This window comes from Streptomyces sp. RLA012, from assembly GCF_056270325.1.
Map to the genome: position 1 here is coordinate 2,355,933 of NZ_JBWDPA010000002.1, position 21,505 is coordinate 2,377,437.

A 21,505-nucleotide genomic window follows, 5' to 3' on the forward strand; every position below is an offset into this window, starting at 1 on the left:
CCAGGGCACTACCGCCGGGGCGGTTCGCCGAACGTCTCCACCGCACTGCGTACGTCCGCCAGACGCCTCGCCAGTGCGCTGACCGAGCCGATCGAGCCCGCGATCAGCAGCAGGGAGCGGCGCAGCCGCGGTATCTCGGGGATGCCGCTGACGGCCATCGCGGCGAGGGCGGCAAGCTCGTCCTCGGCGATGTCCCGGTCGGGGAACTCGGCCGGGTGCGCGGCGAGTTCACGGCGCAGCCGGGACACGGCCGTCCGCAGTTCCGCCACCCTCGGGTCCTCGTCGCTGCCGGTCACTGGCCTCTGCCCCAAGCTCCGCAACACAGCTCTCCCCCCTCGCACATCGTTGTGCGACCACCGTTCTTCACCCGCCGATCCCCTTCCCGTGGCGATGGTCGGGCGCCGAGGGACGCGGGTCAGTAAACGCCACCCGGTGCGGTGGCGCCACAGCGCGGACCGAAATTCAGCCCCCCGAAAAACCGTGCGACCGACGCCGGGTCAGGTATGCAGGACGTATGACGCACAGGGAAGACCAGGTCGCCGGGCTGCTCCTCGCGGCGGGCGGGGGCCGACGGCTCGGCGGGCGGCCCAAGGCGCTGCTCGAACACCGGGGGCGGCCGCTCGTGGAGCACGCGGTCGGGGTGCTGCGCGCGGCCGGGTGCACGCGGGTCCATGTGGTGCTGGGGGCGCGGGCCGACGCCGTACGGGAGCGGGCGCGGCTCGACGGGTGTGTGCTCGTGGAGAACCCGGAGTGGGAGTGCGGCATGGGCTCGTCGCTGCGGGCCGGGCTCGGCTCGCTCGCCGGCACGGGCGCGCGGGCGGCGCTGGTCTCGCTGGTCGACCAGCCCGGCATCGGGCCCCGGGCGGTCGCCCGGGTGCGCGCCGCGTACCAGGACGACACCTCGCTGGTCTCGGCCGCGTACGACGGCGTGCGCGGCCATCCCGTCCTCTTCGGCGCCGCCCACTGGACCGCCATCGCGGCGACTGCGACCGGCGACCGGGGGGCACGTGCCTATCTGAAGGAGCACGAGGCCGCGATCACGCTCGTCGAGTGCGGTGACGTGGCGGAGCCGTACGACATCGACACGGAGGACGATCTGGGACACCTCGAGTGAACGGCGTGGCACTGGGCGCCACCCTGCCTCGGCCCGGAGAATCTCGACATCAACAGATCATTGAACTTCCACCATGAGGAAACTAGTATCCACTGCTCAGAAGCGCCCGGTTGCCCGGTAGGCGCTGACCGCCCCACCCGGGTCGTATGGCACCCGGTGCCACGTTCGCTGAAGGAAGTGACCGTTCATGTCCGCACCAGCGCCGTCCCCGCTGGCCATCGTCGACGCCGAGCCCCTGCCCCGGCAGGAAGAGGTCCTCACCGACGCGGCCCTCGCCTTCGTGGCCGAGCTGCACCGGCTGTTCACGCCCCGGCGTGACGAGCTCCTCGCCCGCCGTGCGGAGCGCCGCGCCGAGATCGCCCGCACCTCCACGCTCGACTTCCTTCCGGAGACCGCCGCCGTCCGCGCGGACGACTCCTGGAAGGTGGCTCCCGCTCCGGCCGCCCTGAACGACCGCCGCGTCGAGATCACCGGCCCCACCGACCGCAAGATGACCATCAACGCCCTCAACTCGGGCGCGAAGATCTGGCTCGCGGACTTCGAGGACGCCTCCGCGCCCACCTGGGAGAACGTGGTCACCGGTCAGCTCAACCTGATCGACGCGTACACCCGCCGCATCGACTTCACCGACCCGGCGTCCGGCAAGTCGTACGCCCTGAAGGCGGACGACGAGCTCGCGACCGTCGTCATGCGGCCGCGCGGCTGGCACCTGAACGAGCGGCACCTCGTCGACGCGGACGGCACGCCCGTCCCCGGCGCGCTCGTCGACTTCGGCCTGTACTTCTTCCACAACGCGCGGCGGCTGCTCGACCTCGGCAAGGGCCCGTACTTCTACCTCCCGAAGACGGAGTCGCACCTGGAGGCCCGCCTCTGGAACGACGTCTTCGTGTTCGCGCAGGACTACGTCGGCATCCCGCAGGGCACGGTCCGCGCGACCGTCCTGATCGAGACGATCACGGCGGCGTACGAGATGGAGGAGATCCTCTACGAACTCCGCGACCACGCCTCGGGGTTGAACGCGGGCCGCTGGGACTACCTCTTCTCCATCGTCAAGAACTTCCGTGACGGCGGCCAGAAGTTCGTGCTGCCGGACCGCAACGCGGTGACGATGACGGCCCCGTTCATGCGCGCGTACACCGAACTCCTCGTGCGCACCTGCCACCGGCGCGGCGCGCACGCGATCGGCGGCATGGCCGCGTTCATCCCGTCCCGGCGCGACGAGGAGGTCAACAAGGTCGCGTTCGAGAAGGTCAAGGCCGACAAGGACCGCGAGGCGGGCGACGGTTTCGACGGGTCGTGGGTGGCCCACCCGGACCTGGTCCCGATCGCGATGGCCTCCTTCGACGCCGTCCTCGGCGACCGGCCGAACCAGAAGGACCGGCTGCGCGAGGACGTGTCGGTCGCGGCCGGCGACCTGATCGCCGTCGACTCGCTGGACGCCAGGCCGACGTACGCCGGTCTGGTCAACGCCGTCCAGGTCGGCATCCGGTACATCGAGGCCTGGCTGCGCGGCCTCGGCGCGGTCGCCATCTTCAACCTCATGGAGGACGCGGCGACGGCGGAGATCTCGCGCTCGCAGATCTGGCAGTGGATCAACGCGGGGGTCGTGTTCGAGAACGGCGAGACGGCCACCCCCGAGCTGGCCCGCAGGATCGCCGCCGAGGAGCTGGCGAACATCCGCGCCGAGATCGGCGAGGACGCCTTCGCGGCGGGCAACTGGCAGCGGGCGCACGACCTGCTGCTGAAGGTGGCGCTGGACGAGGACTACGCGGACTTCCTCACCCTGCCCGCGTACGAGCAGCTCGCGGGCTGACCCAGTCCGTCGCTGAGTCCGTCGCTCAGTCCGTCGCTCAGTCCGTCGTCTTGTCCGAGTGGCCCAGGGACTTCTCCGGGGCCACTCGGTCGCGTACGAGGCGCTTGACCGCCGTGGGCTCGGGGAAGCCCTGCTCGCGGCGGTCCCAGACGACCTCGTCGTTCACCCGGACGACGAAGACGCCGCCGGTGCCGGGCTTGAGCGCGAGCTCCGTCAGCTCGGTCTCGAACGTGGTGAGCAGCTCCTGAGCCAGCCAGGCCGCGCGGGGCAGCCAGCGGCACTGGGTGCAGTACTCGATCTGGACGCGGTGGGTGTTCTCGTCCTTCTCGTCACCGGTCTCAAAAGGCATCGTGGTCATCCGAGGTGCACCGACCAATCCTGTTCCGCCGCCGGTTTGCCGTGCAGGTCCGGGACCCGTTTGAGCCAGTTCGGGCGGCCCTGCCGGGTCTTCGCCGCGCGGTCCGCGTCCTCGGCGGCGAGCTGTTCGCGGCTCGGGAAGTCCGTGGGGAGCCAGTCCGCGGACGCCTTCACGCGGGCGAGGAGGTAGCGGACGTACGCCTCGCGCGCCTCGTCCGGGGCAGCGAAGCCGGGCTCCTCCGTGAGCCAGGCGTCCGGCACCTCGGCGGTGACCTCGCGCAGCAGCTCCTCCGTCACCTTGGGCGCGAGCTCGGCGTCGGCCGCGCGGGTGTCCGGGGCGTAGCCGCCGAGGGCGTGACTGCGGAAGTCGTACGCCTTCTCCGGTGCCGACGCGTCCCAGCGGTGGTGGAAGACGAGGGCGGCGCCGTGGTCGATCAGCCACAGCCGCGGGGGCGCGATGCCGAACGTCGGCCAGACCATCAGGTTCGAGCTGTGCATCGTGCGGTCCACGTTGACCGTGAGGGCGTCCAGCCAGATGACCTTGCCCGCCTCCAGCGGGTCGACGGGGAACGTCTTGGCGATCTCCGGGGTGAAGTCCTTCGCGCCCGGCAGATAGTCCATGCCGAGGTTGAGGCCCGCGCTGGAGCGCAGCAGGTCCTGGACCTCCTGGTGGGGCTCGTGCGCGGCGACCGCCGGGTCGAAGTGCACGAGGACCAGCTCGGGGAACCGCAGCCCGAGGGCGCGCGCCAGCTCGCCGACGATCACCTCGGCGACCAGCGCCTTGCGGCCCTGCGCGGAGCCCGTGAACTTCACGACGTACGTCCCCAGGTCATCGGCCTCGACGACTCCGGGCACGGAACCACCGGCCCGCAGGGGTGCGATGTAGCGGGTTGCAGTGACCTCTCTCAGCATTTTCTCAGGCCATTCGTCTCTTTAGCCTTACAATCCACGCCCAACCTCAGGCGTGCGCAACAGCGAGAAGTATCCATCATCAGCCCTGGGGAGAATCTGGGGAGTTTCCACTGGCATGCAGATCCCCCTGCCTCCCCAACAGTCCGTCAATGGCCGTCCGGCCCTTGCTTCCGGCCTCCGGCATGAAGTGAGCATAGTAACCGAGGGTGATCGCTGGCGAGGAGTGCCCGAGCCACCGCGCCACGGTCACTACGGACTCTCCCGCCTCCAGCATGATGGAGGCGTAGGTATGCCGCAGCACGTGGAAGCCGTCCTTCGGCGCCGCCTCCCACTGCCAGTTCTTCGCCCCCTCGGCGCGCGGCGGGATGATTCCTGCCTTGGCCAACGCGGGCTTCCAGGTGTAGGTGTTCCACGTGTTCACCGCAATGGCGTTGCCGAATCGTGTAGTGAGCAGCAGAGCGAACTTCTTTCGCTGCCCCTCCGCCTCCGGCCTTCCCCACGGGAGCTCTACCTTCACCGGCGGAAACGCCTCGACATGGCGCTTCAGCTCCTCGGCCACCGAGGAGGGCATGTCGACGACACGGGTCTTCTTCCCCTTCGGCAGGGCGAAGTACAGCCTCCCCTTGATCGCCTGGACTTGGCGGCGGACATGAATCACTCCTCTCGCGTAGTCGACGTCCTCCGGGCTCAATCCGAACACCTCGCCCTGACGAAGCCCGCATCCCAGACCGAGGACGACGGTTATCCGATTGCGCGGGTTGATGACGTCGCGGACTCGCATCGCCGTCGCCAACGGCCAAGCGTCGCGTCGCTCCTGTGGCGCCTTGGGCCACCGCACGGACTTCGCGTGCATGGGGTTCCCGGCGAGCCGCTTGTCATCAAGGGCCGCCTCCAGAATTGAGGAGAGTTCGGACAGGGTGCCGCGCTGGTAGTCGACCGAGGAGACGGTTGACTCCAACTTGGCCATGTACGCTCGCAGATCCGCCGCCGTGATGTTCCTGAGGGGGAGTTGCCCCAGGTGCGGAATGATGTGAAGGCGGCGCCCTCCGCTCCTGGTTGTCCTGGGTCTTCGGAACACCGCCTCTGCCCGGCGCCCAGTGCATCGCGATGTAGTCGGCCGGCGTGATGGATCCGTCGCGCGGGTCCACGAACTCGCCCCGCTCCTCGTCCGTGGCTGCCCGACGAAGCCACGCCTTGGCGTCCTCCAGGGTGTCGAAGGATCGGTCCCGGACCCCGGGTATGCCGGCGACCTTGTATCGCTTCCCCTTGCCGTAGCGGGCGGTTCGCTCTCGTTTCCCGGTTACCCCGGCTCTTAGGCCGGTCCATCTCCAGCAGGACCTTGATCAACGGCAGGAACTCCGGGGCGACACGGCCGGTGCCGTCGTCGAGGAGGCGGACGAGCGTGTCGGCGAGGGTGCACCGTTCGCAGAGGCGCCCACCAAGCAGGAGCCCTTCGAAGCCGCAGCGATCGCAGAAGAAGTCGCGGGCGATGCCCGCGCAGTCGCGGCAGGTCGGTGCGCCGTCGGTGTCCCGTCCGGGTAGCAGTCGGTCGGTGTCGCAACAGGGGCAGCGGCCGTGGACGCGCATCGCGCGTTCGTAGCAGGTCCGGCAGATCGGACCGTCAGACCACTCGGCGGACTTCGAGGCCCGACGGCCGCAGCGTGCGCAGTCGCGGATCATCCACCGCTCGTACTCCTCCGGCGTCACCGCTCACCCCTCGGGCGTCAGCCGGACCCGTGTGGGTCGCCGGGCGGCCAGGTTGATCGGTGCTTCCTCGTCGGTCACGCGGCGGGCCGGGAGGTTCTGGGCCGAGGTGGCGATCAGATCGGTGGGCGTGCAGTCGAGGATGTCGCAGAGGGTGGCCAGCACCGGCAGGGACAGCCGTTCCGGGGTTCCGGAGACCAGACGGTGAACCTGGGAGGAGGACAGCGTGATGCTGCGTTCGGTCAGGTGTGGCATGAGCTCGGCGACGGTGAACATACCTCGGGCGGCCATCAGCTCGCGCAGGCGCCACCGGTAGCTGATCTGGCGTGGCATCAGGAGGTTCTTCCCGGCCGCAGAGCGGCATCGATGGTGGCGTCCAGGACACGACGCAGGGAGCGGGTGCGGAAGTCGGAGGAAACACAGGTGTAGATCGCGGTGGTGGACGCGTGGTCGTGGCCGACCTGTTGCTGGATTATCTTGAGCTTGGTCTTTCCCTGAGCCATTGAGCTGGACCTTTGCGTGGAGGACGACGTGCTCGAGGAGCACTGCTCGATGATCGTTGTCCTCCCGCTCCTTGATTGATCGTTACTGTGATGAGACGGTCTTGTCCGCCGGGTCCTGGTGACGCGACGGGGCGCCTTCGTCTCGCGGACCTGGCCCGGGATTTCATACGGTCCCCGCCGATCCCGGTGACCGCGGTTGCTCGTGCTGGCGATGAGCGAGGTCACTCAGAGCCTGGTATCGGCCGAGCATGTCCTCGTCGTTGAGGTGTTCTGCTGCCGCGATCGCTGAGTCCAGTACTCCGCTCAGCCATTTCTGAGGAGCGTCTCGTAGGTACTGGTCAGCCTCGTTCAGCAATAGCCGACCCATGTGCCCGTCGGGTGCGACCAGAACGAGGAGAAAGTGCTCCTTGACGAACGACTGCCACATGCCCATCCAGGGCCAGTCCTGGAGTGCCGAGAGGGATTGTCCGGCAGCCTGCAGGGATTGCCGCGCCTCTGTGAAGTGTCCGGCCTGCCGCTCCAGCCTGACCAAGCCCAGCAGCTTGCTGGCCATGTGACTTGATCCTGGCGAGTTGTCGCAGATCGCGATGGCTTCCTTCTGCACGGCCACGGCCTCGTCAACGTAGCCGAGATGGGCGAGGTGGAACTGGAGTGTGTTGAGCACGCTGTCGGTTCGAGGCTCGCCGGCTGCCCACTCGGTCATGAACAGGCGGGATGCCTCACGCTCGCCGAGACGGGCGGCGTGGTGGGCCCACGCCTTCAATGCCTCGTCGGCCGGCCCGGCAGGGAATCGTGCGCGTTGCTGATCCAGCCACTCCTCGACAGCAGCGTCGGTATGGCGGGCTGAAGTGATGTCGCCCAGGATGCGGTCGCGGTCAGGGTGGGAGCCGGCTCGCACCGTTTCTATGGTGGCGGCGACGCCTCCGGTGAGGAGGTGATAGAGGTGGTAGCCCAGGGCGGTATCGAAGCTGATGTTCTTGGCATCCCAGTGCAGCCACAGATCCTCCACCTGCCTGTGCTCGGCGACCAGGAAACCCGCCAGTGTCAGGTCGGGGGCCAGGCCCCAGGAGACGGCCTCCCGGTAGTAAGTGGTCTGCTGTTGGAGGAGAAAGCGCAAGAGCGGTAGGTCCTGGGAGCGGCGGTCGTACTGCAGTGCCCACAGAACCCCGAAGCGGGTGGCCCTATTGCAGTCGGTCACGCGGCCTTCGTCGGTGTCCTGGGCGCGAAACGCGAGGTCGGTCCACGTCGCCGGGTCCCGCCGGGCTCGTTCGAGAGCGCGTCTCGGCTCACGCAGTAGCCGGTCCTGCTCGTCGACAGTACTCATCCTCTTCCCCTCGCTTGGTCTCCCGTGATTCTGTCTGCTCGTTGTTCGCCCAGTGCGCTGGAGAGTTGGTGTTCGCCGAAGAGGCCGCTACCGTGGTTCCGAGGTCAGCGTCCCTGGTGGGACTGCTTCCAGACGGTCACAGGCCAACCTCCAGGATGGGTGTCGCCTATTCGCATCCGATGCAATTGGCGTCGGTAGGAACATCGGTACAGCCGTTGGCAAGAACCTTCAACGTCCTGGGCCGCTACAGCTTCAACGCCTCCGTTCCGTGCGAGGGCCTACGTCCGGTGCGTGCCCCGGACGCGATCAAGCTCGACGAAGACGGCGCGGAGGAGCAGAGCCCTCAACCAGGTCAGGCCGAACAGCCTTGTAGGGAGCGTGTCCATTCCTGCGCCCGTCGGGGCCGGGCCGTCTATCGCGAACGCCTCAGCTCCACGTCCCGCAGCGGGCCTGAGTCGCATCAGTCGAGGGCGCGGCTTCGGCCGGTCTGCAGGATCTCGTCGGAGAGCTCGGGCTCGACGTGGCTTACGGCGCGGGCGAGCATCAGCGCGCCGACCATTTCGCTGAGCAGGCGGATGGCCCTGTGGCGGGCCTCGCCCGGGTCGAGCTCGTGGCCCTTGTCCTCGGCGTCGCGCAGGAACTCGGCGGCGAAGCCGGTGAGATAACCCTCGACGCCTTCGGCGTACGCGCTCTGCACGGCTTCGCTGTGCCGTCCGGCGTCGGTGACCAGGGAGGCGGAGGGGCAGCCGCCGTCCGGGGCGTCACGGTGCGCGGTGGACAGGTACCCGGCCACGACCCGCTCCAGCGGAGAGCCGCCCTGGCCCGGACCGTCCTCGATCGTCCGGGCCAGGCCCCCGAGCGAGGCGGCGAAGGAGGCGCCGCACACCTCCACGGCCAGGTCGTTCTTGGAGGCGAAGTGGTTGTAGAAGCCGCCGTGGGTGAGTCCGGCTTCCTTCATCAGCTCGGCGATGCCGACCGCGTCGATGCCCTGCGAGCGAAACATGCGGCCCGCCGCTTCGAGGATGTTCTGCCGGTTGCGGGCCTTGTCCTCCTTGGTGATCCGCGGCATGGCCGTCCTCTCGCGTCGCTCTCGATTTGACCTTTTTGATGATGCCTCTCATCATAACAGGAGTTCCAATGATGCCCATCATCAATAGTTCGTGGAAGGGGAGCGTCATGCGCGCCATCGCCTACGACCAGCACGGAGAAGCCGGGCAGGTACTACGCCTGAGCGAGCAGCCGGCCCCTGCTGCGCCCGCGGCCGGGCAGGTGCAGGTGCGGGTGCTGTCCCGGCCGATCCACCCCGGCGACCTGGCGGGAGTGGAGGGCCTTCCGGGTGGGCCGCGGCAGCGGTTCGCCACGCCACGGATTCCCGGCGTGGAGGGAATGGGCGTCATCGAGACCGTCGGCGAGGGCGTGCAGGATCTGCGGCCCGGTCAGCGGGTGGCGTTCTTCCCGGTGCCGGCCGCGTGGAGCGAACTCGTCACGGCGCCGACCGATCTGGTGGTGCCGGTGCCCGAGGGCCTCAGCGACGAGACCGCGGCCTTGATGCTGGTCAACCCGCTCACCCTGCTCACCTTGCTGCGGGCGGTCGAGGACGCCCAGCACAGCCAGGCAGGTGCGGTGGTGCAGACGGCCGCCGGTTCGTCGGTGGGAAAACTGGTCAGCGCCGCAGCGCTCAAGCACGGCATCCCGCTGGTCAATCTGGTACGCAGCGCCACGGGGGCGCAGACCTTGCGGCAGCGCTTCCCCGGACTGCCGACCATCTCGACGGCCGACGCGGACTGGCGCACTCAGGTCCAGGACGCGACCGGCGGCCGGGGTGCCCAGGTCGTACTGGACGCGGTGGGCGGATCCCTGACCGGTGAGCTGGCCGGGCTGCTCGCCGACGGCGGCACGCTGATCACCTACGGACAGCTCGGCTCCGGCAGCACGCCGCTGGAGTCGCTCGCGCTGACCCCGCGGGCCCTGACCGTGCGGGGCGCGTCCATCGGCCAGTGGATGACCCGCACGCCTGAGGAACGGGCCGAGGACGTCGCCTTCGCCGCCCGTCTGGCCGCGACCGCCCCGGAACTCTTCGAGGTCGCAGCCAGCTACGACCTCGCCGACTTCGCGAAGGCCATCGACCATGTCCGCCGCCCCGGCAAGAGCGGAACCGTCCTGCTCACCAGCCCCGCATCCTGAACCCCACGAAGGGCACTGCCATGAAGATCGGAACCCTCGGCGCCGGAACCGTCGCCCAGGCCATCGCCCGCCACGCCGTGGCCCACGGCCACCAGGTCGTACTGAGCAACAGCCACGGCCCCGCCTCCCTGGCCGGGCTCGCCGACGAACTCGGACCGCTCGCCCACGCCGGCACCCCAGAGGAAGCCGCCGCGGCGGAACTCGTCGTGCTCGCGGTCGGCTGGCCCCAGATCCCGGACGCGGTAGCCGGCCTGCCACCCTTCGACGGGCGCATCGTCATCGACGCCACCAACCAGTTCGCCTCCCCGCCCCCGCACACGAAGATCGCCGACCTGGGCGAGCTGACCGGCAGCGAATACGTCGCCTCACTGCTGCCCGGAGCCCGCGTCGTCAAGGCGTTCAACACCCTCTACGGCCAGTACATCGCCGCCGACCCGCGCCACCAGGCCGGACGCCAGGTGCTGTTCCTCGCCGGTGACGACGCCGACGCCAAGACGACCGTCAAGGACCTCACCGCCGCCTTCGGCTTCGCCCCCGTCGACCTCGGCTCCTTGCGCGAGGGCGGACGCCTCATGCAGCTCGACGGCCCACTCTCCGGCCTCCACGCCCTCAAACAGGACTGAGCCGGGCCCTCGCCCATTCCTCGCTCTCCTCCTCATCCGCCCCTCGGCACAAGGAAGTTGCTCATGACCACCCAGCCCCTGCTGCAGCCCGTCCGCCTCGGCGCGCTGGAGCTCCCCAACAGCGTCGTCATGGCCCCCATGACCCGCGCCCGCGCTCAGAACGCCGAGCTGGCCCCCACCGACCTGCACGCGACCTACTACGCGCAGCGCGCCGGCGCCGGCCTGATCGTCACCGAGGGAACTTGGGTCAGCCCCGGCGCGATCGGCTTCATCAACGTCCCCGGCATCTACACCGACACGCAGACCGCCGGCTGGGTGAAGGTCACCGAAGCCGTCCACGAGGCGGGCGGGCGGATCGTCTCCCAGTTCGGCCACGTCGGCGCGGCCTCCCACCCCGACCACCTCGGCGGCCGCCTGCCCGCCGGACCCTCGGCCATCAACCCCGGCGAGAAGTCCTTCACCCCCTCCGGCCCGAAGGACACCCTCACCCCGCGCGCCTACACCGCCGCTGAGATCGCCGACACCATCGCCGACTACCGCCATGCGGCCGAGAACGCCCGCCGCGCCGGCTTCGACGGCGTGGAACTCCACGCCCAGGGATCCCACTTGATCCCGCAGTTCCTCAACCCCCGTCTCAACCAGCGCACCGACGCCTACGGAGGCAGCAGCGAGAAGCGGGCCCAGTTCCTCCTCGACATCCTCGACGCCGTCAGTGACGCGTGGGGCAGCGACCGCATCAGCGTGAAAATGTCCCCGGGCTGGACCAGCGGAACCGCGTTCACCGCGGATGAGGAGACACTCGCCGACTACGACCAGCTGCTCAAGAAGCTCAACGACAGCAACCTGGCCTACCTGCACCTCCTGGGCACCCCCGGCACCATCGAGGAGCGCATCGCCCTCTTCTCCCGCTACCGCGCCCACTACCAGGGCAACATCGTCGCCAACCTCGGCTTCACCCAGGCCCTCGGCAACGAGATCCTCGACCACGGGATCGTCAACGCGGTCTCCTTCGGCGCCCCCTTCATCGCCAACCCCGACCTGGTCGAGCGCTTCGCGCAGGGCCACCCGCTGGCTGACGGCGACCGGGACACCTACTACGCCGGTCACACCGAGGGCTACACCGACTACCCCGCCTTCACCGCCAACTGAGCCAGGAAGATCCCCGTGAGCAGCAACATCCGAGCAATGATCGCAAACGTCGAAGTAGAGAACCTCGAAGACGCAATCCCTCTCTACCAGGACCTGGCCGGGGACGCGGAAGTCCGCCGCTTCCCCTACCGCGAACTGGAGGTGGCACTGGTAGGACCCTTCCTGCTCTACTCCGGCCCGCTGGAGAAGTACGTCTCGCAGAACGCGACCGTCATCGTCGAATCCCTGACCCCCGTTCTCGACACCCTCGGCAAGGCCGGCGCCGAGATCCTCGAAGCACCCAACGAAGTACCCAACGGCACCAGGATCGTCGCCCGCCACCCGGACGGCTCTGTCTTCGAGTACATGCAGCCCCGCGCCTGAGCCCCGAGCGCCGCAGCACAACTCCAATGCTGGTGAGGGCCGGCACCGGGCCGGCCCCACGAGCACTGACAACACCCACGGATGGGAAGAACTCGTTGCTCCGGCTGGTACTCCCGAAGCCGCCGCGAAGCGCCATCGCTCCAGGCGCTGGCGACGCCGTCGCGGCTGTACATCCTCGCTCGCCTTCGCCAGCTGCAGTAGACCGCATCTTCAGCTTCTCAAGTAGCTCTGCGCGACCGTGGACAGGAGGGGAGGAGCTGGACCTTGGGCCACTGGCACAGGCGAACGGCAGTTCACCACGCAGAACTTGACAGGGAACGGACCTGGTCGGACGAGACGACGCACGCCATCCACGAGTCCCAGACCCTGCGCATCGAGCGTGTCCACGAAACCCCGGCCTACAAGACCGCGTGGACCGTGGCCGCCTACGAGACGTCCGTCTCCGACCGCATGTGGGGTCCTCACCGCGACCGGCGCCACCCCCGCCCCAGTGTTGGAGGAGCTGCTGAATCACCTCGCCGACGGCGACGGCTGGGACGCGGCCATCGGCGCCCCGGTGGACGAGAAGACGGTCACCGCGGCCACGCAGCCCCTCTCCGAAGCCGGATGGAAGCACACCGTCGACGGTCGATGGATCCGCTGGACATCCCTCACCGGGGACGCAAGCGTCCAGTTCGATGTCTTCACCGCCCAGCACCCGAGCCAGAACCTGGCCACCGGGACCGTCTGGACCGGTCCCGGCCCAGACCGGCCCACCTGGACCGTCACCGTGTCCGCGCACACCCCGAGTTCGCTGCTGGCCGGTCTCTCCGAGACCCTCGCCCACGAAACCGGCATTCGCCGCCCACAGACCGCGGGCCCCGAACGCAGCACGAGCCTCGTCACCAGCCCGCCGGCCACCCCCGCGGCCAGCCGTACACGCTGATCATCAGCACGCAAGAGCGGGGCAACATAGCGTGGGATCACCGGTTAGCCAAACCGGCGATCCCGCGCAGGGGTGCGATATAGCGGGTTGCAGTAACCTTGTTCAGCATTTTCTCAGGCCATACATCTTCTTGACCTTATAATCCGTGACCACCCCAGACATGGCGGTGCACCCCTTACTTCCGGCTACCTCCGGCTACCTCCGGTTGCTTCCGGCCTCCGGCATGAAGTGAGCATAGTAACCGTGGGTGACAACTGGCGAGGAGAACACGGCTGCCCTCTTCTTCGGGAAGAAGAGGAGCCGTGTTCTCCTCGCCGCGGAGGATCGGGACAGGGGCGCAGGCGCCGTACTGCCTTCGTACTCGATGCGGGCCCGCCCGGCCTCAGGCCGGGTTGGAGGGCACGGAATCCTGCGGCACGAGGGCCGCCAGGTCGTTCCGCGGGTCGACGGGGCGCGGGACGTAGACCGGTGAGTCCGACTGGTAGAAGAGGTCGATGTCGGCCTCCTCGCCGCCGACGATCAGGGTGTCCCACGCGCCGCTTTCCTGGAGCGTGCGGAGCGTAGCCGGGTCCAGCGTCAAGAGGTGGTCGCGCAGTTCCTCGTCCGTGGGCATACCGGGGAGACGGGGTGCCAGGCGCTCGCGTATCGCGCTCATGCGCTCCAGCAAGGCGTCGAGGGACGCGTGCTCGGGCTCGGAGCCGTCGCCGGGGGCCGGTTCCATGCTGAGGGCGATGATGTCCTTGATCGCGCGGGTGACGCCCTGTTCGTCGGTGGTGACCATGGCGTTCCAGGCCCGGCTCTTGTGCCGGTACTGAAGCATGGACATGGCCGCCTCGTGCCGGATGAAGTCGGCGTCGCGCAGCGGCTTTCCCTGCCATGCGCGGCTGAGGGAGCGAGCGAGCGAAGTGGCGGAGGCGAGACCGCTGTTGAGACCGCGACCCGGCCAGAAGTGGATGGCGTTGGCCGCGTCGCCCAGCAGGAAGCCGTACGTGCCGGGGCCCGTCGAGGTCGGGCGGCTCAGCTGCGCCGTGAACCGCGGGCGCTGCACCATGTCCAGTCGGAACGACGTGATCGCGGTGAGGTCGTTCTCGGGCACGCCGAACAGCTTCAGTCCCTCGCGGATCCGCTTCCACAAGGGCGAACTGCGCAGCAGGGCGGGCAGGAAGAGGGTTCCGTGCGTGGGACAGCGGAACTCGTGGTCCTCTTCGCGGCTCATGACGCAGGGGCGAGCCGCGATGCACTCCTCGAAGACCTGACGGACCGGGTCGATGCCGATCACGTCTCGGGCCTCCTCGCGGGTGAGCCGCATGTTCAGGAAGCCTTCGCCGCGCAGCGAGTTGAGCAGAAACCTGTTCTGCGACACGGTCAGCAGGACGCTCATCTGGTCCGAGAGCGGGGACTTCACCCGGAGCCCCAGCACCACGTCCTGCAGGTGGTCGCCGTCAAGGGAGTAGATCGAGGCGTCGGCCGCGCCGAAGCGGTCACCGTAGTGCTCCCGCGTGCGGGACCGTCCGCCCTCGCAGATCGCCAGGACGTGTTCCTGCGAGAGCCGGCCCTGATGCTCCGACACGTCGAACCGCTCCGCCACCAGCCGGATCGCGGCGCTCTTGTTCGCCAGTTCCAGCAGGCGGTCCTCGACGTAGGCGATCCGGATGTTGCGGGGAGGCAGGCCTTCCACGGAGTCCGGTCCGACAGGCCACATTTCCGAATAGTCGCCCGCGTCGTCGAACAGCGCCGACCGTATCTCCTCGGGCAGAGCGAGGTACTGCCGGCTCTGGATGGTCACGACCTGTTGGCGACGGACGTTTCCCTGGGTCTCGTCCTTCCAGACGACGGTGGAGCCCTTCTTGGTCCACCGCCCTTCGTAGACCGTGATGAAGACCCGCCCGCGCAGCATGTTCTCCAGCGTCAGCGCGAAGGCGAGGCCCACCGGGCCACCGCCGGTGATGGTGACCCTGAGAATGCCGGGGTCCGTGGAGGCGCTCACCCGGGGTGCGTCGAGGTGGGAGAGATCCATCATCGTCTCCATGGCGTCCTGCGACTCGAAGAGGAAGGTCTCCTCACCGATCCGGATCAGGTCGCCGGAGCGCAGTGCATGCCGTGTGATGCGCTGGTCGTTGACGAAGGTACCGTTGCGGCTGTTGCGGTCGTAGACCACGAAGCCGGCGTCCTCCTCAATGATTTCGGCGTGCAGACGGGAGGCGTTGGCGCTGACGATCACGACGTCGTTGTCGCTCTTGCGACCGAAGGTCAGTGGAGCAGCGCTCAGGACCACGCTTTGACCAGTGAAGGGGCCCGTTTGCCCCAAGATGACCGATGGCACTCATACTCCTTATGAACGACATCCAACTGCGAAAGAGAGGCCGCGTGCTGCGGCTGACCCGGCACGGAGCCGGAGCTTTCACTCAAACGTGAACGTGGCCTGGTTTAGTTCAACCTCTGCGACAAATTCGTCCCGTTCCGCGTTGCGGGCCCGCGACCTGGACTTCTCGCCGTGCTTGAGAGAACTCCGGGCACGGGACGGCCGGGACGCGCGGCGCACGGTGCCGCGCGGCCGGGACCGAGAACCGCCCCGATCCACGCACTCGACATGCGGCGAAGAGTGGTGAAACCCTTACCGCGGCGGCCCGTTGCGACCTCGGCAACGCGGTCCGAGCCGTCGGTCGGTGCCCGGACGACGTGCTTCAGCTCGTTCCGGCCTCGCAAGTCAGCGACAGAGGCACCATGTTGGACTTGCCCTGCAAGGGTTCTTTGAGCTCCACGCCGATTTCGCTCTCGAGCTTTCCGGCTTCCGCCCACGTGGTCAAGCTCACCGTGTCCTGCTTGTTGAGCCCTCCGTCGTCCGAGAACACCAGCGTCCTCCAGTGCGGATCGGTCACCGAGCCGTCCTTGGACACCCACCGGTAGGAGAATTGGGCCGGGAGCCGGTCCACCGAGAACGTGGCCGTGAAGGTGGGCGCCTGCGCGCTCGGCGGCGGGCACTGTCCCGAGTACGTCGTGTGCGAACCCGTCACCGTCACCTTCACCCCCAGGGTGGCGGAGGCCTCTTGCCCGTCGTTCTCGGTGCTCGCAGCGGTGGCGCCCGCGGCGTTCTTCGAGGCCGAACCCGCGCTTGTGGTGGCGTTGCCGGCGCTCTGCCGATCTTTGTTTCCGTCTCCGTCATTCATGAGCGCATAGCCCACCCCGGCCAGCGCCAGAACGCACAGGGTCACGCCCGCGGCGACGAAGGCGATGCTGCTCCGGCTGCGCCGAGCGGAAACCGGGGGGACGGAAGAGGCGGGTGTTCCCGCGGCGACCGGATCCGGCACTGCGGGGTCCGCGACCGGCGGCTGCGCCGAGGGACCTACGTCCGCCGCCGGCGCCGAGAAATGCGTGACGGTGGGCTGCACCGCAGGATCCGCGTCCACCGCCAGCGTCAAAGAATCCGCGTCCGCCTCCTTCGCCAACGAATGCGTGACCGTGGGCTGCACCCCAGGATCCGCGTCCACCGCCAGCGTCAAAGAATCCGCGTCCGCCTCCTTCGCCAACGAATGCGTAACCGTGGGCTGCACCCCAGGATCCGCGTCCACCGCCAGCGTCAAAGAATCCGCGTCCGCCTCCTTCGCCAACGAATGCGTAACCGTGGGCTGCACCCCAGGATCCGCGTCCACCGCCAGCGTCAAAGAATCCGCGTCCGCCTCCTTCGCCAACGAATGCGTGACCGTCAGCTGCACCCGAGGATCCGCGGGAGACGTGCGCGTCGTGGGCTGTGCCGAAACGGTCGGGGAGTCAGAAGACGGCTGCGCGACGCCCGTGTCGGGGGTGCCGCCCTGGCGGACGAGCCGCAGGTCCTGTTGCGCCTGTTCGGCGGTGAGGCGTTGGTCCGGATCCTTGTGCAGCAGTCCCTCGATGACCGGGGTGAGGGCGCCGGCCCGGCGAACGGGCGGCAACTCCGCGTCCACGATGGCCCGCAGGGTGCTGAGCGGGGTGTTCTGGCGGAACGGGGAGCGCGCCTCGACGGCCGCGTACAGCAGCACGCCGAGCGACCACAGGTCCGACGCGGGCCCGGACCGCTGGCCCAACGCCCGCTCCGGAGCGAGGAACTCGGGCGATCCGACGACTTCACCGGTCATGGTGAGGGCGGAATCGCCCTCGATCATGGCGATGCCGAAATCGGTGAGCACCACCCGGCCGTCCTTGGCTATCAGCACATTGGCCGGTTTCACGTCGCGGTGCAGCACGCCGGTCTCGTGGGCGGCGTGGAGCGCGGCGAGCACCTCAAGGCCGATGGACGCGGCACGCTGCGGGGAGAGCCGGCCCTCGGACTTGAGCAGGTCGGCCAGCGACTGGCCGCGGACCAACTCCATGACGATCCACGGGCGGCCCTCCTCCATGGCCACGTCGTAGACGGTCACCACGTTCGGGTGCGCCACCCGGGCCGCAGCCCACGCCTCACGCTCCAGCCGCGTGTACATCCGCTCGATGTCGGGCGCCGCCAGTCCGGCAGGCGCCCGGACCTCCTTGATGGCAACCTCGCGGTGCAACACCTTGTCGTAGGCGCGCCACACGGTGCCCATGCCGCCCGCGCCGAGGGGCGACAGCAGACGGTAACGGCTGGCAATCACACGCTCGCTGCCCGACTCTTCGGACACGGCGTCCTCATTGGCCATCGGAGCGATTCTCCCTTTCCATACACAAGCTGCTCGTCAGAGCGCGGACATCGCTCTTGGCCCATGCACCTGGCCTGCCCGGAAAGCAGGGCACGGACGGAGTGACCCCACAGCGGAGGAACCCGCGTCGACCCAGCGGACTAATCCGACGATGATCGTACCGTCGTTTACCGGAGGCAGGCGCCGACGTGTGCGCGGCGCCGCCCGAGCCAGATCGATCAATCATCACTTTCACCTGTCGCCCACCCGTTTGTCGTCCACCCGTTGTTCTCCTCGCCCTGTCGGCGTGCCGATGGCGGCGACCCCGTTGCAAGGAGCGCTCTGCTCGCACCATCGGTTCCGTGGTCGGCGGGTCGGTGGTGGGGGTCTGCCCCAGATCCAGGGGTCGGCACGGGAGTTGAGCGAGGGCGGCTCCTTGAGCCAGGTGCGGCGCCGGCGCACTCCTCCGGCGAGCAGGAGACCCTGCCTTCACCTTCGCCCCACCCGGGCCCAGTTCGTAGAACCATCACTCAGCACCCGCCCCCGAGTACCGTCGGCCACCCCGCCACAAAGACATATACCCGACTACCCGACCGAAGAGGAACCCGGCACTAGGCGCGGCGGGCCAGTGGGTTCGGCAGGGGGAGGTAGCGGGCGTCCGCGCCGTCCGCGCCCGTCCAGCGGAGCAGGAGGTTCGTCTTGCCGGGGAGGGTGGGGGCGGCGAGCAGCTCCGTGATCTCGTGCGCGATCCCGGGCAGGCCGTGGTGGGCCAGTTCGGTGCGGACGGCGGGCCATGGATCCCAGCCGGGGTGGTCCTCCGCGAGCAGGGCGGCGAGTTCCGACACGTTGTTGACGATCAGGCAGTACACCAGCCGCTCCCACCCGGCGGCCCGGTCCACGTCCGTGAGCAGCTTCACGCCCTCCGCGTCCCGGAACAGCGCCTGCACGGGCGTGCCGTCGGCGTCCACGGCCACCACCGTGTTCTGCAGGTGCGCCTCCAGGACGACGCCGTGCCGCGCGAACGCCTCCAGGGCCGGGGGCACGACCTGGCGCAGATACGCCGTCCACCAGGCGGACGGGTCGGTCAGACCGTCGAGGGGGCTGCCCTCGAAGCCCTCCACCAGGGCGGCCGCGAGGAGCGGGGTCGCGCCGGGGACGACGTGCTCGCGCAGGCCGTCGCGGACGAGGACCGCGAGTTCCTCGAAGGCGAAGTCGGCGGTGCGGTAGCCACGGTCGCTCAGCCAGGCGGCACCCGTGGTCGTGGCCGCGAGGGCCGAGGCCGTCGCGGCATCCGTCCGGCGCAGTTTCAGCAGGTCGTGGCGCCACAGCCGGCGGATGTCATTGGTGATGCGCACATCGAGGCTGAACTTGACGAAGACGTCGTCCCCGGGGGCGTACAGCGTGCGGATGGCGGCCGTCGGCCAGAGCGGGCGCGCGGTGCGGCCCAGCCGGATCAGCCGGCCGTCCGCGAAGGCGTCCCGGATCTCCGGGCGGGCGCCGGTCAGGTCGAGCTGCCAGGGGTGGGCCGGGAGCAGCCGGTAGCCCGCCGGGGAGGGCCCGAAGTCGTCGAGCGCCGAGGTGTCGCCCTCCTCGACCACCGCGTCCTCGCGCACCCCGAGCAGTTCCAGCGGGAAGCGGGCGTACGCCTCGGGCGCGTACGGCAGCCAGCCGGCGACGGGGCCGCCGCCGCGGGCCTTGGGCGCCGGGTGGTACGGATGCCCGGTGATCAGGGACTGCTCCGAACGCATGTACGGGTCTGCGGGCGGGGTCGCGTGCAGCCGGGCGGCGAGCAGCGCCGCCACCGCGTCGCGGCTGTCGCTCATCTCGGCGGGCAGCTCGGGGTTGGAGAGGCCGGTGAAGCCGCGCAGCTCCTCGGCGGTGAACTTGACCAGCTCGGCGTGGGTGAACCGGTGCCACGCCCCGTCGCCGTACACCTCGGGCGCCACCGGCCGCCGGGTGCCCCGCACCCGCAGCAGCCGCCCACTGGCCCGGAGCCGGAAGACACCGGATCCCTCGGCGGGCTCGGGCTGCGCCACCTCCCGCAGCAGACAGTTGAGCAGCGGCGCGACGGCGTAGGCGTCGGCGGCCCTTTCCCTGTCGTCCCTGGAAAGGGCGTGTCCGCTGTCGTCCGGGGCGGCCGGGGCGTCCGGGGCGGCCGGGGCGGCCGGGGCGGCCGGGGCGGCCGGGGCGGCCGGGGCGGCCGGGGCGGCCGGGGCGGCCGGGGCGGCCGGGGCGGCCGGGGGGAGCATGGGGGGCACGGAGTCCACGCGGTCCATTCATTCCATACGGTGCACTGGTGATCAGTATGTCTGTCGGCGCGGGCGACCGCGACGCACAGTCCCCGTACCCGAGGAGCCCGACCGTGCACCGTCCCCCCATGCCCGAGGCCGAGGCCGCGCTCGCCGACGAGCTGAGCGCCGTACGCCCCGACCTCTCGGCGCCGTACGCGGCCGGGCTCCCCGGCGCCCGGGCGGCCGTGCTGACCCGCCTGTGGCGGGCCCTGGCGTACGAGCCGATGCCCTGGATCGCGCGCCGCGAGACGGGCGGCGACGGTCTCACGCTCCACCTGACCGACGGGCGGCGGCTGCACGGCCCGCGCCCGGATCCGTACGCGACCGCCGCGTATGTCACCGAGGTCCGGCTGGACGAGACGGCGTACGACCGTCCGGTGCGGCTCATGACGGCCCTCGGCGTACCGCACGCGACCGACTTCGCCGTCGAACTCGACGACAGCGTCGCCTCGTTGGCGCTGTCGCGCGCGAACCAGCCCGCTGTCGACCATGAGCCCGTGACCAGCTGGGAGTGGGAGCAGCGGGTGGTCGACGGGCATCCGTACCACCCCAACTGCCGTTCCCGGCCCGGGTTCTCGGTAGCCGAGCAGCTCGCCTACGGGCCGGAGCACCGGCCGGTCGTGGAACTCGGCCTGGTGGGCGTGGACGACTGTCTGGTCCGGGGCGAGTGGCCCAAGTGGCTGCGGGACGAGGGCCGTTTCCTGATCCCGGTGCACCCCTGGCAGACGGCGCACGTACTCCGTACGGCGCCCCAGGAGGTCGTCTCCGCACACCCGTTGATGTCGCTGCGCACCCTTGCCCTCCCCGACGGCGCGCATGTGAAGACCGCCCTGAGTGCCCGGCTGACGTCCTCCGTGCGGGACATCTCGGTCTACTCGATCGAGACGTCGGCGACGGTCTCGGCGTTCGCGGCGGACATGGCGGCCCGCACGGACGGTCTGCTGCACGTCACCCGCACTCTGGGGGCCGTGACGGCCCACTCCCCCGACCTGGCGGCGGTGCTGCGCGAGGCCCCGGACGTGTACGCGCGCCCGGGTGAGCGGGTCCTGCCGGTGGCCGCCCTGCCGAGCAGCGGACTGCCCCGGTCGCCTTCCTGGTTCGCGCAGTTCGCCAAGCTCACGCTCACCGTCTGTCTGCGGCTGCTCGACCTGGGGGTGGCCCTGGAGGCGCACGGCCAGAACCTGCTGGTCGTGCTGTCCGCCACCGGCGACCCGGTGCGGCTGGTCTACCGCGACCTGGCCGACATCCGCGTCGGCCCGGCCCGGCTGGCCCGGCACGGCATCCCGGCCCCGGCGCTGTCCGGACGGATCGTCACGGACGACGAGACCACCCTGCGCCGCAAGATGTTCGGCTCGCTGATCGGCGGCGCACTGGGGGCGACGGCCGGTTCGTCGGCCGTGCTGCGGGAGGCCCTGGGGACCGTCGTACGGGATCTGCCGCGCACCCCGGACCTGGCGGTGCTGCTCGACGAGCCGCTGCCGACCAAGGCGTTGAGCCTGATGCGGCTGTCTCCGGAGGCTCCGGGGGACATCTGGGCACAGCTTCCCCACCCGTTCGCCACCCAATAGTTCGTAGATCGTTTTGAAGCCCGGCACCTTTGCTCCATAGGATCCGG

19 protein-coding genes are annotated in these 21,505 nt (G+C 69.5%); 8 read left to right on the forward strand and 11 right to left on the reverse strand.

All coding sequences use genetic code 11. From position 1 onward, the window contains the following. Positions 1 to 8: 8 nt before the first annotated feature. Complete coding sequence (locus RV986_RS11085; RefSeq protein ID WP_475917223.1) at positions 9 to 323, reverse strand: DUF5955 family protein; 315 nt, start codon at positions 321 to 323, stop codon at positions 9 to 11. Positions 324 to 514: 191 nt separating this feature from the next. Between RV986_RS11085 and RV986_RS11090 the strand changes: the two genes are divergently transcribed. Both RV986_RS11090 and aceB read left to right on the forward strand, forming a co-directional pair. Continuing rightward, positions 515 to 1,114: a nucleotidyltransferase family protein gene (locus RV986_RS11090; RefSeq protein ID WP_475917224.1), complete on the forward strand. Its 600-nt coding sequence runs from the start codon at positions 515 to 517 to the stop codon at positions 1,112 to 1,114. Between the two features lie 187 nt (positions 1,115 to 1,301). After that, entirely contained in the window at positions 1,302 to 2,927 is a 1,626-nt protein-coding gene (aceB, locus tag RV986_RS11095) for a malate synthase A (protein WP_475917225.1), read from the forward strand. Positions 2,928 to 2,964: 37 nt separating this feature from the next. On the opposite strand, the gene RV986_RS11100 is transcribed toward aceB, so the two are convergent. The 7 genes from RV986_RS11100 to RV986_RS11130 form a co-directional block, all read right to left on the reverse strand. Continuing rightward, on the reverse strand, positions 2,965 to 3,276 hold the full coding sequence (locus RV986_RS11100; RefSeq protein ID WP_475917226.1) for an Rdx family protein: 312 nt from the start codon (positions 3,274 to 3,276) through the stop codon (positions 2,965 to 2,967). 5 nt (positions 3,277 to 3,281) lie between these two features. After that, a complete protein-coding gene (locus RV986_RS11105) occupies positions 3,282 to 4,196 on the reverse strand; it encodes a HipA family kinase (RefSeq protein WP_475917227.1) in 915 nt (304 codons plus the stop codon). 79 nt (positions 4,197 to 4,275) lie between these two features. After that, positions 4,276 to 5,163, reverse strand: a complete 888-nt coding sequence (locus RV986_RS11110) for a tyrosine-type recombinase/integrase (RefSeq protein ID WP_475917228.1) — start codon at positions 5,161 to 5,163, stop codon at positions 4,276 to 4,278. Between the two features lie 743 nt (positions 5,164 to 5,906). Then, positions 5,907 to 6,233 (reverse strand): helix-turn-helix domain-containing protein, encoded by a 327-nt coding sequence (locus tag RV986_RS11115; RefSeq protein ID WP_475917229.1) that lies wholly within the window; start codon positions 6,231 to 6,233, stop codon positions 5,907 to 5,909. Then, positions 6,233 to 6,403, reverse strand: a complete 171-nt coding sequence (locus RV986_RS11120) for a hypothetical protein (protein ID WP_475917230.1) — start codon at positions 6,401 to 6,403, stop codon at positions 6,233 to 6,235. The genes RV986_RS11115 and RV986_RS11120 overlap by 1 nt, the downstream gene beginning before the upstream one ends. Before the next feature lie 163 nt (positions 6,404 to 6,566). Next, positions 6,567 to 7,727 (reverse strand): hypothetical protein, encoded by a 1,161-nt coding sequence (locus tag RV986_RS11125; protein ID WP_475917231.1) that lies wholly within the window; start codon positions 7,725 to 7,727, stop codon positions 6,567 to 6,569. Between the two features lie 460 nt (positions 7,728 to 8,187). After that, positions 8,188 to 8,796 (reverse strand): TetR family transcriptional regulator, encoded by a 609-nt coding sequence (locus RV986_RS11130; RefSeq protein ID WP_475917232.1) that lies wholly within the window; start codon positions 8,794 to 8,796, stop codon positions 8,188 to 8,190. Between the two features lie 107 nt (positions 8,797 to 8,903). On the opposite strand from RV986_RS11130, the gene RV986_RS11135 reads away from it, so the two are divergent. The 5 genes from RV986_RS11135 (at position 8,904) to RV986_RS11155 (ending at position 12,971) form a co-directional block, all read left to right on the forward strand. After that, on the forward strand, positions 8,904 to 9,911 hold the full coding sequence (locus tag RV986_RS11135; RefSeq protein WP_475917233.1) for a zinc-binding dehydrogenase: 1,008 nt from the start codon (positions 8,904 to 8,906) through the stop codon (positions 9,909 to 9,911). A gap of 20 nt (positions 9,912 to 9,931) precedes the next feature. Continuing rightward, positions 9,932 to 10,534: an NADPH-dependent F420 reductase gene (locus tag RV986_RS11140; protein ID WP_475917234.1), complete on the forward strand. Its 603-nt coding sequence runs from the start codon at positions 9,932 to 9,934 to the stop codon at positions 10,532 to 10,534. 63 nt (positions 10,535 to 10,597) lie between these two features. Beyond that, positions 10,598 to 11,683: an alkene reductase gene (locus tag RV986_RS11145; protein WP_475917235.1), complete on the forward strand. Its 1,086-nt coding sequence runs from the start codon at positions 10,598 to 10,600 to the stop codon at positions 11,681 to 11,683. 15 nt (positions 11,684 to 11,698) lie between these two features. Next, entirely contained in the window at positions 11,699 to 12,046 is a 348-nt protein-coding gene (locus tag RV986_RS11150; RefSeq protein ID WP_475917236.1) for a VOC family protein, read from the forward strand. 490 nt (positions 12,047 to 12,536) lie between these two features. Continuing rightward, the gene (locus RV986_RS11155; RefSeq protein WP_475917237.1) at positions 12,537 to 12,971 is read left to right on the forward strand and encodes an SPDY domain-containing protein; all 435 of its coding nucleotides are present in this window, start codon (positions 12,537 to 12,539) and stop codon (positions 12,969 to 12,971) included. Between the two features lie 382 nt (positions 12,972 to 13,353). Here the strand turns inward: RV986_RS11155 and RV986_RS11160 are convergent, their stop codons facing one another. The 3 genes from RV986_RS11160 to RV986_RS11170 all read right to left on the reverse strand — a co-directional run bounded on the left by RV986_RS11160 (position 13,354) and on the right by RV986_RS11170 (position 19,866). Next, entirely contained in the window at positions 13,354 to 15,294 is a 1,941-nt protein-coding gene (locus RV986_RS11160; protein ID WP_475917238.1) for an FHA domain-containing protein, read from the reverse strand. Positions 15,295 to 15,655: 361 nt separating this feature from the next. Continuing rightward, positions 15,656 to 17,620 (reverse strand): serine/threonine-protein kinase, encoded by a 1,965-nt coding sequence (locus RV986_RS11165; RefSeq protein WP_475917239.1) that lies wholly within the window; start codon positions 17,618 to 17,620, stop codon positions 15,656 to 15,658. Positions 17,621 to 18,210: 590 nt separating this feature from the next. Continuing rightward, positions 18,211 to 19,866 carry an IucA/IucC family protein gene (locus RV986_RS11170; protein ID WP_475917240.1) on the reverse strand — a complete coding sequence of 552 codons (1,656 nt, stop codon included), beginning with the start codon at positions 19,864 to 19,866 and terminating at the stop codon, positions 18,211 to 18,213. 38 nt (positions 19,867 to 19,904) lie between these two features. On the opposite strand from RV986_RS11170, the gene RV986_RS11175 reads away from it, so the two are divergent. Next, a complete protein-coding gene (locus RV986_RS11175) occupies positions 19,905 to 21,458 on the forward strand; it encodes an IucA/IucC family protein (RefSeq protein ID WP_475924249.1) in 1,554 nt (517 codons plus the stop codon). The last annotated feature ends 47 nt before the right edge of the window (positions 21,459 to 21,505 follow it).

What these genes read in the sequence shown, in the direction of transcription:
- RV986_RS11135 (WP_475917233.1), top strand. Translation starts at nt 8,904, where the DNA reads ATGCGCGCCATCGCCTACGACCAGCACGGAGAAGCCGGGCAGGTACTA.
- RV986_RS11110 (WP_475917228.1), bottom strand. Translation starts at nt 5,163, where the DNA reads ATGGCCAAGTTGGAGTCAACCGTCTCCTCGGTCGACTACCAGCGCGGC.
- RV986_RS11105 (WP_475917227.1), bottom strand. Translation starts at nt 4,196, where the DNA reads ATGCTGAGAGAGGTCACTGCAACCCGCTACATCGCACCCCTGCGGGCC.
- RV986_RS11165 (WP_475917239.1), bottom strand. Translation starts at nt 17,620, where the DNA reads ATGGCCAATGAGGACGCCGTGTCCGAAGAGTCGGGCAGCGAGCGTGTG.
- RV986_RS11090 (WP_475917224.1), top strand. Translation starts at nt 515, where the DNA reads ATGACGCACAGGGAAGACCAGGTCGCCGGGCTGCTCCTCGCGGCGGGC.
- RV986_RS11125 (WP_475917231.1), bottom strand. Translation starts at nt 7,727, where the DNA reads ATGAGTACTGTCGACGAGCAGGACCGGCTACTGCGTGAGCCGAGACGC.
- RV986_RS11130 (WP_475917232.1), bottom strand. Translation starts at nt 8,796, where the DNA reads ATGCCGCGGATCACCAAGGAGGACAAGGCCCGCAACCGGCAGAACATC.
- RV986_RS11120 (WP_475917230.1), bottom strand. Translation starts at nt 6,403, where the DNA reads ATGGCTCAGGGAAAGACCAAGCTCAAGATAATCCAGCAACAGGTCGGC.
- RV986_RS11100 (WP_475917226.1), bottom strand. Translation starts at nt 3,276, where the DNA reads ATGCCTTTTGAGACCGGTGACGAGAAGGACGAGAACACCCACCGCGTC.
- RV986_RS11140 (WP_475917234.1), top strand. Translation starts at nt 9,932, where the DNA reads ATGAAGATCGGAACCCTCGGCGCCGGAACCGTCGCCCAGGCCATCGCC.
- aceB (WP_475917225.1), top strand. Translation starts at nt 1,302, where the DNA reads ATGTCCGCACCAGCGCCGTCCCCGCTGGCCATCGTCGACGCCGAGCCC.
- RV986_RS11145 (WP_475917235.1), top strand. Translation starts at nt 10,598, where the DNA reads ATGACCACCCAGCCCCTGCTGCAGCCCGTCCGCCTCGGCGCGCTGGAG.
- RV986_RS11115 (WP_475917229.1), bottom strand. Translation starts at nt 6,233, where the DNA reads ATGCCACGCCAGATCAGCTACCGGTGGCGCCTGCGCGAGCTGATGGCC.
- RV986_RS11175 (WP_475924249.1), top strand. Translation starts at nt 19,905, where the DNA reads ATGTCTGTCGGCGCGGGCGACCGCGACGCACAGTCCCCGTACCCGAGG.